This is a genomic window from Agromyces kandeliae, from assembly GCF_009674665.1.
GTDB classification, from domain to species: domain Bacteria; phylum Actinomycetota; class Actinomycetes; order Actinomycetales; family Microbacteriaceae; genus Agromyces; species Agromyces kandeliae.
Genome location: NZ_WKJD01000012.1, coordinates 1 through 12137, shown reverse-complemented (window position 1 = coordinate 12137; position 12137 = coordinate 1). Strand labels below are relative to the sequence as shown.

The window sequence follows — 12137 nt, the reverse complement described above, 5'->3', positions numbered from 1 at the left end:
CACGACCGCGCCGCGCTCCCGGGCCGCCGGAACCCCATGCGTTACGGTTGAGTGTGACTCAGGAACAGACCCCATCGGAGGCCGAGGCGGTGCTCGCCGACGAACCCGAGGTCAGGCGGGCACTGAGCGAAGCCGACCGGGCGTCGGTCGCCGGGGTCGTCGCCGACCATCCGTCATCGCCCCTCGCCTGGGCGGAACTGGCCGACCTCGCCGACTCCGAGGGCCGTGCGCTCGACGCGTTCGCGTACGCCGTCGTCGCCGTCGACCTCGCGCGCGGCTCGCTCGAGGCATCCGGTTGGGAGCCGGGCTCGCCCGTCTCGTGGTCCGAGGAGCCGAACCGGGCGTACCTCCGCGCCCTCGACGCCGAGCGCAGGGCCGCAGCGCGGCTCGGGCTCGACGAGCGCGCCGCGCGCGCCGCCTCCGACCTCGAGGCCGCCGACGCCGAGGCGCCCGCGCGCATCGCCTCCGAGTTCACGCCCACGCAGGTCATCAGCGTCATCACGGATCCCCTGCCGCCCCTGCCGTCGCCCGAGGCGACGGACGGCGACCCGTCCGACGAATCCGCCGCGCCGGGTGCGGCACGAGAGGACTGACATGCCCGCAGTCGTGCTGATCGGAGCACAGTGGGGCGATGAGGGCAAGGGCAAGGCGACCGACCTGCTCTCCTCGCGCCTGGACTACGTCGTCAAGTTCAACGGCGGCAACAACGCCGGGCACACGGTCGTCGTCGGCGACGAGAAGTACGCCCTGCACCTGCTGCCCTCCGGCATCCTCACGGCGGGCGTCACGCCCGTGATCGCGAACGGCGTCGTCGTCGACATCGAGGTGCTCTTCGAGGAGATCGAGGGACTCGAGTCGCGCGGCGTCGACACGTCGCAGCTGAAGATCTCGGCGAACGCGCACGTGATCACGCAGTACCACCGCACGCTCGACAAGGTCACCGAGCGCTTCCTCGGCAAGCGCCAGATCGGCACGACGGGCCGCGGCATCGGCCCGAGCTACGCCGACAAGATCAATCGCGTCGGCATCCGCATGCAGGACCTCTTCGACGAGAACATCCTGCGGCAGAAGGTCGAGGGGGCCCTCGACCAGAAGAACCACCTGCTCGTCAAGGTCTACAACCGCCGCGCCATCGGCGTCGACGAGATCGTCGACGACCTGCTCGGCTACGTCGAGCGCCTTCGCCCCATGGTGACCGACACCTCGCTGCTGCTGCACCGCGCGCTCGAGGCCGGCCAGACCGTGCTGTTCGAGGGCGGCCAGGCGACCATGCTCGACGTCGACCACGGCACGTACCCGTTCGTGACCTCGTCCAATGCGACGTCGGGCGGCGCGGTCACGGGCTCGGGCATCGCGCCGAACCGCATCGACCGCGTCATCGGGATCGTGAAGGCGTACACGACCCGCGTCGGCTCGGGTCCGTTCCCGACCGAGCTCTTCGACGAATGGGGCGAGTTCCTCGCCGAGAAGGGCCACGAGTTCGGCACCACGACGGGGCGTCGTCGTCGCACGGGCTGGTACGACGCGCCCATCGCCCGATACACGGCTCGCGTCAACGGCGTGACCGACTTCGTCCTGACCAAGCTCGACGTGCTCACCGGCATCGACCGGATCCCCGTCGCGGTCGCCTACGACGTCGACGGCGTGATCATGGAGGAGGTCCCGGTCTCGCAGTCCGACTTCCACCACGCCAAGCCGGTGTACGAGGAGTTCCCCGGCTGGACCGAGGACATCTCGGGAGCGCGCTCGTTCGAGGACCTGCCCGCGAACGCCCAGAGCTACGTGCGCGAGCTCGAGGCGATGTCGGGCGCGCGCTTCTCGGCGATCGGCGTCGGCCCCGGCCGCGAGGAGATCGTGCAGCTGCACGACCTGCTCGACTAGCCGGCGCCGACGCCACGGTCCGTGTGGATCGCGGCCGGGCGCGGGCCGGCCGATGCGTGCGTCGACGGCGGACGTCAGTCGGGGATCACGGCGATGGAGGGTTCGGCGCCACCGTCGGGGTGAAGGTCGACTGCCCGAAGAAGGTGGGGTCCGTCATCGGCGGGTGCGCCGTACCCGATGCCCCGACGATCCGTCGATTGATGACCCACTCGGTGTGCTCCGCATACACCGTTCGCACGAGCCTCCTGCCGACGATGCGGTCCACGACGGTCCAGTCGGCGGCATCGGGTCGGCCCGAGTCCGCCATCTCCCGCTCCCTCAGCACTGCACCGTCGGGAGGGATGGCCGTCTGGACGAAGCTCGTCCTCGTTTCGGAGGCGGTCGACGTCACGCGGTCGGCCTGCACCTCGAAACGCCAGTTGTCTCCGACCGTCGTCCGTCCCTTGTAGGTGACGACCCAACCACGCCGGGCCGGGAACATCCGATTGGTGCCGAGCCGCGCGAATACGGAGGCCGCGTCGTCGGCCGGGGGGTTCACGCCGGTCCACTCGTAGGCCTTCCGCTTCACGTGCCTCTCCCTGGCGGCGGCGAGCAGGGCCGGCCACAGCCGTGCCGGTACATCGGGGTACTTCGCCCGGAAGCGCGCCCCTCGGTCGGCGGAACTCACCGTCGGGTGCCCGGGGTCCTCGATCGAGTACTGGAAGAGGGCTTCATCGGTGACCCTCGGCCTGCCCCGGCCGCCGCTTCGTGCGGAGTACTCCTGCTTGTGCGTCGGAGCCGTGACCTGCGTGGCGCCGCCGAATGCCTGATCGAGGGCGTCCAGCATCCGCGTGGAGCGTCCGATATTGCAGCCGCGGATCTCGACCCTCGTAGAGCCGTCGATCTTCGCGACATCCGCGATCGGCAACGCGCCTCCGGCGACGGCATCCCGGAGCTCCTTGAACTCGATCCTCGGCTTCCGGTCGCCTCGACGGGTGTCCCGCCGCAGGTCGGCGGCGTCGACTGAGAATCCGAGGTTTCCCTCCTCGTTGGCGTGGGACACGATGATGATCCTGAGCGCCGGTGCCGCACCGGCGTTCACGTGGGCGATGACGTCCGCGAGCGTGCGCTTGTCGCGATTGATCTGGGCGCCCGGCTCGTGCTGACGGAAGTACAGGTCGGCCGCCGCGTAGAACGAGTCCCGCCTCGAACTCCCCATCAGGAACACGTAGTCGATCCTCGGTGGCGCCGTGGCGGGAACGGGGGCTGCGACGGGCGCCGCCGGTGCGACCGCCGGGGCTGCTCCGTCGTCGCGTTGCATGTGAGCGGTCACGGCGGTGTTGCCGGCGGTTCGCTGCAGACGCATCAACGTGGACGCCGACGTCGTGGGCAGGTCGGTTCCGCTCGGTGTCGCGTGAGGCGTGACGGGAGTCGGAGGCCGCCTCCGGATGCCGTCGGCGGCGGCCATGGCTTCTGCATCGGCTCGCGCCGGCCGGGAACCGCGCACGGCTCGACAGTACGACCCCCTCGCGGCCGAGGGTAGGGCCGAACGGGCATGCGCGGCCGCATGCGGTGCCCGATCGGGCCGCGGAATGCGCGTGGGCATGGCACGCGTCATCCTGCGAATCGGAGCGAGCCGCGCCCGGAGATGCCGAGGCGAGCGGGTCGTGGATCGCCGAGTGCTGCGGGGCCGACCCCCCGCGTCGGCGCGTGCCAGACTTGCCGGGTGCCCGCCAGTCGTCCGCTCGTCCACACCCTCGAAGGCCGCTACCTCGCGCTGACGCCGATCACCGAGCACGACTTCCCGTCCCTGCGCACGGCGATCGGACGCCCCGAGGTGTTCGCCGGCGGGTTCGGCGGCGGCCCGTCCGGGCTGCCCGCCGATGACGCGGCGTTCGAGGCCTTCGCCCGCGCGTCCTACACCCCCGCCGCCGACGCGATCCCGTTCGGGGTGCGGCTGCGCGGCGGGCCCGACGACGGCGCCCTCGTGGGCGCGACCAAGCTCGGCGACCTCGACCTGCCGAACGAGTCCGCCCACATCGGCTGGACGGGCTTCGACCCGCGCGTGTGGGGCACCGTGGTGAACCCGGAGGTCAAGCTGCTCATGCTCGGGCTCGCGTTCGACCACGGCTTCGGCCGGGTGAAGCTGCAGGCGGATGCCGTGAACTCGCGCTCGCGCGCCGCCATCCTGAAGCTCGGGGCGAGCTTCGAGGGCGTCCACCGCCGCGCGATGCGTCGCCCCGACGGCACGTGGCGCGACACCGCGGTGTACGCGATCCTCGTCGACGAGTGGCCCGCCGTGCGCGCCGGCCTCGAGGCGCGGCTCGCGGCGTGGGGGGATCGACCAATGACCCTCGCCGGTGCGAACGGCTCCGAGTAGCCCCACCGGCCGGGCCGTCCGAGGTCGCGCCCCCAGAACGGGGGAAATGCTCCGCTCCGCATTGCCGCCCCGGATCGCCGGGAGTAGGCAGTCCGTGTCAGGGGGGACTCTCTGGCATCGGACACGGGGGGCGAGCGCTCGGGGGAACGCTCGCGATGCGGATGCCGGCGGCATCCGCATGCCCGTTCGACGTCGAAAGGCACGAACATGCAACGCACGACAACGGCGACCATCGCGGTCGCCGGATTCTCGATCGCCGCGCTCATCGGGGGCGCGACGCCGGCGGTCGCGATCGGCGCGACCACCTACGTCGATCCCGTCGATCCGGCTGCGCTCGCCCAGACGCTGGTGGGGGCAGGAGTGGGGATCTCGAACGTGACCTACGTCGGCGATCCGGTCAGCGCCGGATCGTTCAGCGGCGGCGCGGCCTCCGTCGGATTCGACTCGGGAGTCACGCTCGGCAGCGGTGACATCGCCGACACCGTCGGCCCGACCAACGATGCCGGCGGCACCGGGACGCAGACCGGTGCCGGCGGAGACGCCGACCTGGATGCGCTCTCCGGATTCACCACCTACGACGCCGCCGTGATGGAGTTCGACTTCACGGTCCCGGCCGGGGCGACGACCATCTACTTCCGGTACGCCTTCGGGTCGGAGGAGTACAACGAGTGGGTCGGGAGCCCGTACAACGATGCCTTCGCCTTCTTCGTGAACGGCGTGAACTGCGCCGTCGTACCGGACCCGAACGTGCCGGGCGGCACGCTGCCGGTGACGGTCAACTCGATCAACTCGGGCGTGAACGGCGCCCTGTTCAAGGACAACACGGCCAGCCCGAACCCGTACCCGACCGAGCTCGACGGGCTCACGATCCCGCTGACCTGCATGGCGCCGGTCGACCCGAACATCACGAACCACATGAAGCTGGCGATCGCCGACGCGAGCGATCGGATCCTCGACAGCGCGGTCTTCATCGAGGCCGGCTCGCTCTCGATCACGCCGCCCGCGGGCAGCGGCAAGGTGACCGGCGGCGGACGCGTCGACCTCGCCGATGGCACGGTGACCTTCGGGACGACCGTGATCCACGACGAGCAGGGCATGCGGGGCAACCTGCAGGTGAACGACCACCGCACGGGCGACCGGTTCCACGGGTACGACGTGCTCGCGTTCTCCACGAGCGGCAGCGAGGCGACCTGGTCGGGCGACGGGCGCTTCAACGGCGAGGACGGCTACTCGTTCGAGGTGACCGTCGTCGACAACCGCAACGGCAACGCGGCCAAGAAGGGTGCGCCCGACACCATCTCGATCGTCATCATGGATGACACGGGAGCGGTCGTCTGGAGCATGGACCCGGCGGTCGACCTGCTTCGCGGCAACATCACCGTCCACCACTAGGCCGGGGGTGCCGGGCCCCGTCCGCCGCCGCGGGCGGGGCCGCGGCATGCGTGGACACCGCGGCGCGACCGCCTCAGCTCCGATCGCGCTCCGGCAGGTGCAACCGCGCGAGGAACGCGTCGGTGCCGCGCGGCATCCGTCGACGGTCGGCTCGCGAGACGAGCACGGTCACGAGCACGGCGATGGGCACCGTCCAGGCCGCGGGCTGCTCGATGAGCGGGCGGATGGCGGGAGCCGCCGCCGTGATGAGGGCGCCGCCGAGGATCGCCGCGCCCGACAGGGTCGCACCGGTGGCCATGCCCGCGATCGCGCCGCGCGCGGTCAGCCCGCGCCACCAGATGCCGAGCAGCAGCACCGGGCAGAGCGTCGACGCCGTGAACGCGAACACGAGGCCCACGCTGCCCGCGAGCCCTGCCGGTTCGGTCGCGAACGCGACGACGAGCGGCACCGCGGTCGAGGCGAACGCCGCGATGCGGAAGCCGCGGACGCTCCCGCCGAGGAGGTCCTGCGAGATGACGCCCGCGACCGAGACCACGAGGCCCGATGACGTCGAGAGGAACGCCGCGAACGCGCCGCCGATCACGAGCGCGGTGAGCAGGTCGCCCCAGACGCCCGGGAGCAGGCGGTCGGGCAGCACGAGCACGAGGGCGTCGGCGTCGCCCGGTGTCGCGAGATCGGGGGCGAACGCCCGGCCGAGCAGCCCGAACAGGGTCGGGAACGCGTAGAACACCGAGAGCAGCACGAGCACGATGACGGTCGTGCGGCGGGCCGCGGGCCCGTCGGGGTTCGTGTAGAACCGCACCAGGACGTGGGGGAGGCCAAGCGTGCCGAGGAGCAGCGCGACCATGAGCGAGACCGTGCGGTACACGTCGAGCGCGCCGGGTCCGTCGGAGGCCGGGAAGGCCTGCGGCGGCGCGAGCTCGGGTTCGACGGCGCCCGTGACGAGGAGCAGGGCGACGACCGGCACCGCGATGGCCGCGAGCTTCAGCCAGAACTGGAACGCCTGCACGAACGTGATCGAGCGCATGCCGCCCGACGCGACGACGACCGCGACGAGCGCCGCGACGGCGACCGAGCCGACCCAGCTCGGCAGCCCGGTGGTGATCCGGACCGTGAGTGCCGCGCCCTGGAGCTGCGGCACGATGTAGAGCCATCCGATGACCACGACGAGCACGCTCGTGACGCGCCGCACGGCGACCGACTCGAGCCGGGCCTCGGTGAAGTCGGGGATCGTGTACGCGCCCGATCGCCGGAGGGGGGCGGCGACGAAGAGCAGCAGCATGAGGTACCCGGCCGTGTAGCCGATCGGGAACCACATGCCCCCGGCGCCGGTGAGCAGGATCAGCCCCGCGATGCCGAGGAACGACGCCGCCGAGAGGTACTCGCCGCCGATGGCCGACGCGTTCCACCACGGCCGCACCGTGCGGCTCGCGACGTAGAAGTCGCTCGTCGTGCGCGAGATCCGCAGCCCGTAGAACCCGATCAGCACCGACACGAGGGCCACGGCGACGATCGCCGCGTAGCCGACCGCGGGGCTCACTCCTCCTCCGCGAGGGAGCGGTACCGGGCCTCGTTGCGCGATGCGGCGCGCACGTACAGCGCGGCGACGGTGATCGCGAGCGGGTACACCCCGAAGCCGAGGAGCAGCCACGAGACGGGCACGCCGGCGACGAACGCGCCGTCGAGCGCGGGCGCCACGACGGCGAGGACGAACACGACGGTCGCGAGCACGAACCCGCCGGCGCAGATCAGCGCGAGACGGAGCTGCGACCGGATCAGCGAGCGCACGTAGACCGAGTGGATGTCGGTCGGGCCGGTGTCGGTCCCGGGCCTGCGCCCCCGCGCCGCGGGTCGGCGGTCGGATGCCGCGCGGCCGCCGTTCCGCGGAGCGGTCACCCGCACCCGGGGCGGCGGCGCCGCCGGTGCGTGCTCGTCGCCGCCCGGCGCTCCCCCGCTCACGGCCTGGCCCGCGGCGTCGCCGCCTCGAGTCGTTCGCGGAGCCCGGGCAGCAGCCGCCGGCTCACCGGCAGTTCCGCCTGCCCGACCACGATCGTCGGCCGATCGCCGCCCAGCCGGACCCGCGTGACATGGGGGAGCGCGACGAGGTACGACCGGTGCACGCGCACGAAGCCGGCCTCCGCCCACTGCCGTTCGAGGTCGGACATGGGCACGCGGACGAGGTAGCTCGCCTCGTCGGTGTGCAGGCGGGCGTAGTCGCCCTGCGCCTGGACGTAGCGCACGTCGTCGCGGCGGATCATGCGGGTCGTGCCGCCGAGCGTGACGGCGACCATCTCGGGGCGCGCGGGCGCGGCATCCGTCGCCTGCGCCTGGCCCATCGACTCGACGACCCGCGTGATCGACCGGTGCAGTCGCTCGGTGCGCACGGGCTTCAGCAGGTAGTCGACCGCGGCGAGGTCGAACGCCTCGAGCGCACCCTCCTCGTCGGCCGTGACGAACACGAAGGCCGGCCTGTGCTCGAAGCGCTGCAGTGCGCGGGCGAGGTCGAAGCCCGACAACCCGGGCATGTGGATGTCGAGGAAGGCGGCGTCGACGGGCTCGCGCGTGAGGATGCGGATGGCCTCGGCGCCCGAGGTCGCGCGGTGGATGGTCCCGATCCGCGGGTCCTGGCCGAGCAGGAACGCGAGCTCGTCCACGGCGGGCTGCTCGTCGTCGGCGATGAGGACCGAGATCACGGCACCAGTCTCCCATCGGGTTCGGCGGGCCGGCCTGGGCGAACGTCGACGGATGCCGCGGAGCGACCGGGCTGCGACTTCGGCACGCTCATCCGCACCAGGGTGCCCGCGCCCACGTTCGTCTCGACGACGAGCCCGTGCTCGTCGCCGTACACCTGCCGCATCCGCGCGTCGACGTTGCGCAGCCCGACGTGCTCGCCCGGCGTGCCGCCCGCGAGCACCTGCGCGGCGACCTCGGGGTCGATGCCGACGCCGTCGTCCTCCACGGTGATCTCGGCGACGGCGCCGCGGTCCTCGGCCGTGATCGTGATTCTTCCGCCGCCCTCCTTCGCCTCGAGGCCGTGCCGCACGGCGTTCTCGACGAGCGGCTGGATCGACAGGAACGGGATGACGGTCGAGAGCACTTCGGGCGCGACCTGGAGGGTCACCTTCAGCCGGTCGCCGAACCGTGCGCGCTCGAGCTTCAGGTACGAGTCGATCGAGCGCAGCTCCTCGGCGACGGTCGTGAAGTCGCCGTGCCGGCGGAACGAGTAGCGCGTGAAGTCTGCGAACTCGAGCACGAGCTCGCGCGCCTTCGCCGGGTCGGTGTTGATGAACGACGCGATCGCGTTCAGCGAGTTGTAGATGAAGTGCGGGCTGATCTGCGCGCGGAGCGCACGCACCTCGAGTTCGGCGAGCGCCGCACGCGAGGCGTCGAGCTCGCCGAGCTCGACCTGCGCGGCGACCCACTCGGCGACCTCCCCCGTGGCACGCACGAGGCCCGCGCGGACGCGCCCTGCGAACGCGACCACCGCACCGACCGCGACGCCGTCGGCGACGATCGGCGCGGCCGCGGCATCCGTCTCGCCGGACGGCGACGGCACGCGCCGCTCGACCTGCGACCGGCCGGTCTCGACGGCCTCGTCGGCGAGCCGCTCCGCGGCGGAGACCAGCGTCTCGTCGCCGTCGACCGCGACCGGACCGCCCGTCATGACGAGCGCGAGCGTGTCGGCGCCGAGCATCGCCTTGAGGTGCCGCGCGGCGCGCGCGGCATCCGTCCCGGTCATGTCGCCCCGCAGGTGCTTCGCGGCGCGGGAGGCCAGGTGCAGCGTCTCGTACGTGGCCCGCTCGGCGTCGGTGCCGAGGTCCTTCGACTGCACGGCGAGGCGCCGGAGCAGCACCACGACGCCCACCGCGAGCGCGCCCGCGACGACGCCGGCAGCGGCGGCGAGCAGCATCGACTCGGGCATGCACGTCACTGTAGCCGTCGTTCGTCGCCGCCCCGCGCCGTTCGTCGCACGGTCGGCGCCGCTCACCGACGACGAGCGGTCCGGGCCCCATGCGAGGCATCCGCGCGGTCAGCATGGACGCATTGCGACCGCAGCGGCGCGGGGCCTGCCCCGGCCGCATCCCCTCGAAGGAGAGACGCCATGGGCAACGACGCCCTGAGTGCGGAAGTCGACCTGAGTCACGTCGACTACCCCGCCGTGCAGCAATCCCCGGAGTTCCAGGAACTCCGCAAGACCCACCGCAGTTTCGTCTTCCCCGTCCTCTCGGCGTGCCTCGTCTGGTACTTCGCCTACGTCCTCCTCGCCGTCTACGCGGTCGACTTCATGTCGACGCGCGTGTTCGGCAGCGTGAACGTGGCGATGGTGCTCGGGCTGGCACAGGTGGTCACCACCTTCGCCGTGACGATGTGGTACGTCCACTACGCCAACAAGCGGCTCGACCCGCAGTCGGAGCGGATCCGCACCGAGATCGAGTCCGGCGACTTCGAGACCGAGAAGGCGGTGCGCTGATGATCGCGTTCGAAGCGGCGACCAGCTCGCCCGGCAACCCCTGGCTCAACATCGGCATCTTCGGCGCGTTCGTCGCGGTGACGATGGTCATCGTGTTCCGCGCCAGCCGGAACAACAAGACCGCGGCCGACTACTACGCGGCCGGACGCTCGTTCACCGGCGGCCAGAACGGCTCGGCCATCGCGGGCGACTACCTGTCGGCGGCGTCGTTCCTCGGCATCGTCGGCGCGATCGCCCTGAACGGCTACGACGGGTTCCTCTACTCGATCGGCTTCCTCGTCGCGTGGCTCGTCGCCCTGCTGCTCGTCGCCGAGCTGCTCCGCAACACCGGCAAGTTCACGATGGCCGACGTGCTCTCGTTCCGTCTGAAGCAGCGGCCCGTCCGGATCGCCGCGGCGACGACCACGCTCGTGGTGTGCTTCTTCTACCTGCTCGCGCAGATGGCGGGCGCCGGCGGCCTGGTGTCGCTGCTGCTCGGCGTGGGCGACCAGGTCGGCCAGGCCGTCGTCATCACGGTGGTCGGCGCGCTGATGATCCTCTACGTGCTCGTCGGCGGCATGAAGGGCACCACGTGGGTGCAGATCATCAAGGCGGTGCTGCTCATCGCGGGCGCCGGTGTCATGACGGTCTGGGTGCTCGCGCTCAACGGCTTCGACTTCTCGGCGCTGCTCGACAAGGCCGTCGCCGTGGCGGAGAACCCGGCGATCCTCGACCCGGGCCTGAAGTACGGCGTCTCCGAGATCAGCAAGGTCGACTTCATGTCGCTCGGCCTCGCGCTCGTGCTCGGCACCGCCGCGCTCCCGCACGTGCTCATGCGGTTCTACACGGTGCCCACGGCCAAGGAAGCCCGCAAGTCGGTCGTCTGGGCGATCTGGCTCATCGGCATCTTCTACGTGTTCACGCTCGTGCTCGGCTACGGCGCTGCCGCCCTCGTGGGTCCCGCCGTCATCGCCGGCGCCCCGGGCGGCCCGAACTCGGCGGCCCCGCTGCTCGCCTTCGCGCTCGGCGGCCCGGTGCTCCTCGGCCTGATCTCCGCGATCGCGTTCGCGACGATCCTCGCGGTCGTGGCGGGCCTCACCATCACGGCCGCCGCGTCGTTCGCGCACGACATCTACGCGTCGGTCGTGAAGAAGGGCAAGCCCGAGCCGGGCGCCGAGGTGAAGGTGGCCCGTCGCACGGTCGTCATCATCGGCGTCGTCGCGATCATCGGCGGTATCGGCGCGAACGGCCAGAACGTCGCGTTCCTCGTGGCGCTCGCGTTCGCGGTGGCCGCGTCGGCGAACCTGCCGACGATCGTCTACTCGCTGTTCTGGAAGGGGTTCACCACCAAGGGCGCCCTCTGGAGCATGTACGGCGGCCTGATCTCGGCGATCGTGCTCATCGTCTTCTCGCCGGTGGTCTCGGGCTCCGAGACGTCGATGCTGAAGACCGAGGCGATCGACTTCGCGATCTTCCCGCTGTCGAACCCGGGCATCGTCTCGATCCCCCTGGCCTTCCTCCTCGGGTGGATCGTGAGCGTCATGGACAAGACGGTCGAGAGCCCCGAGAAGCAGGCCGAGATGGAGGTCCGCTCGCTCACCGGCCTCGGCGCCGAGAAGGCGGTAAGCCACTAGAGACTCCGGCGGCCGCCCGGGATGGGGGAGCGGCGGCCGCCGGACACGACTGCGACGGGGTGGGACCGCCTGCCCACGACCTCGTCGCCGGCACGACGGGGGCGGATGCCTCGGGCCCACGGCCCGGCATCCGCCCCCGTTGCGCTGCGGCCGGTGCCCATCACCGCCGACCGCCGTGCCGCGGAAGTCGGGCTCACCATCCCTCGGGAGGAAGTTCCCGAGGACACGCGGGCTCGGCACCCGGAGCTGCCGGCGTGTCGGCCGGAAGTTCCTCCCGAGCGCGGGCAGCACGCGGTGGGTGCGCCGCGGTGGGTGCGGTGGGGTGGGTGCGGTGGGGTGGGGCGCGGTGGGGCGGGGTGGGGTGCGAGGCGGTCGGCGGCGGCGCTCAGCGCGATCGGCGACGCCGGGCCAGCCCGACCCA

The 12137-nt window shown here is 71.8% G+C and carries 11 protein-coding genes; 6 read left to right on the top strand and 5 right to left on the bottom strand.

Annotated features, from left to right (window positions below):
• Nucleotides 1-53: 53 nt before the first annotated feature.
• Both GJR97_RS07140 and GJR97_RS07135 read left to right on the top strand, forming a co-directional pair.
• Nucleotides 54-593, top strand: a complete 540-nt coding sequence (locus tag GJR97_RS07140; RefSeq protein ID WP_324613258.1) for a DUF3151 family protein — start codon at nt 54-56, stop codon at nt 591-593.
• A gap of 1 nt (nt 594) precedes the next feature.
• Nucleotides 595-1881 carry an adenylosuccinate synthase gene (locus GJR97_RS07135; RefSeq protein WP_154345822.1) on the top strand — a complete coding sequence of 429 codons (1287 nt, stop codon included), beginning with the start codon at nt 595-597 and terminating at the stop codon, nt 1879-1881.
• A gap of 85 nt (nt 1882-1966) precedes the next feature.
• Here GJR97_RS07135 and GJR97_RS07130 read toward each other — a convergent pair whose 3' ends face one another.
• Nucleotides 1967-3079, bottom strand: coding sequence for a hypothetical protein (locus GJR97_RS07130; protein ID WP_154345821.1), 1113 nt, complete (start codon nt 3077-3079; stop codon nt 1967-1969).
• Nucleotides 3080-3586: 507 nt separating this feature from the next.
• Between GJR97_RS07130 and GJR97_RS07125 the strand changes: the two genes are divergently transcribed.
• Together GJR97_RS07125 and GJR97_RS07120 are read left to right on the top strand one after the other, a co-directional pair.
• Nucleotides 3587-4240: a GNAT family N-acetyltransferase gene (locus GJR97_RS07125; RefSeq protein WP_324613257.1), complete on the top strand. Its 654-nt coding sequence runs from the start codon at nt 3587-3589 to the stop codon at nt 4238-4240.
• A 207-nt stretch (nt 4241-4447) separates the two neighbouring features.
• Entirely contained in the window at nt 4448-5632 is a 1185-nt protein-coding gene (locus GJR97_RS07120; RefSeq protein ID WP_154345819.1) for a choice-of-anchor L domain-containing protein, read from the top strand.
• A gap of 73 nt (nt 5633-5705) precedes the next feature.
• On the opposite strand, the gene GJR97_RS07115 is transcribed toward GJR97_RS07120, so the two are convergent.
• Genes GJR97_RS07115 through GJR97_RS07100 form a run of 4 tightly spaced genes read right to left on the bottom strand, consistent with a single transcriptional unit; the run spans nt 5706 to nt 9554 of the window.
• Complete coding sequence (locus GJR97_RS07115) at nt 5706-7172, bottom strand: sodium/solute symporter (RefSeq protein WP_324613256.1); 1467 nt, start codon at nt 7170-7172, stop codon at nt 5706-5708.
• Nucleotides 7169-7591 (bottom strand): DUF485 domain-containing protein, encoded by a 423-nt coding sequence (locus tag GJR97_RS07110; RefSeq protein WP_195760632.1) that lies wholly within the window; start codon nt 7589-7591, stop codon nt 7169-7171. Before GJR97_RS07110 ends, GJR97_RS07115 begins: the two co-directional genes overlap by 4 nt.
• Nucleotides 7588-8325, bottom strand: a complete 738-nt coding sequence (locus GJR97_RS07105; protein ID WP_324613255.1) for a LytR/AlgR family response regulator transcription factor — start codon at nt 8323-8325, stop codon at nt 7588-7590. Before GJR97_RS07105 ends, GJR97_RS07110 begins: the two co-directional genes overlap by 4 nt.
• Nucleotides 8322-9554 (bottom strand): sensor histidine kinase, encoded by a 1233-nt coding sequence (locus GJR97_RS07100; protein WP_154345818.1) that lies wholly within the window; start codon nt 9552-9554, stop codon nt 8322-8324. The genes GJR97_RS07105 and GJR97_RS07100 overlap by 4 nt, the downstream gene beginning before the upstream one ends.
• A gap of 180 nt (nt 9555-9734) precedes the next feature.
• Here GJR97_RS07100 and GJR97_RS07095 point away from each other — a divergent pair, with 180 nt between their 5' ends.
• Entirely contained in the window at nt 9735-10103 is a 369-nt protein-coding gene (locus GJR97_RS07095) for a DUF485 domain-containing protein (RefSeq protein WP_154345817.1), read from the top strand.
• Nucleotides 10103-11716 (top strand): solute symporter family protein, encoded by a 1614-nt coding sequence (locus GJR97_RS07090; protein ID WP_154345816.1) that lies wholly within the window; start codon nt 10103-10105, stop codon nt 11714-11716. Before GJR97_RS07095 ends, GJR97_RS07090 begins: the two co-directional genes overlap by 1 nt.
• Nucleotides 11717-12137: the final 421 nt, after the last annotated feature.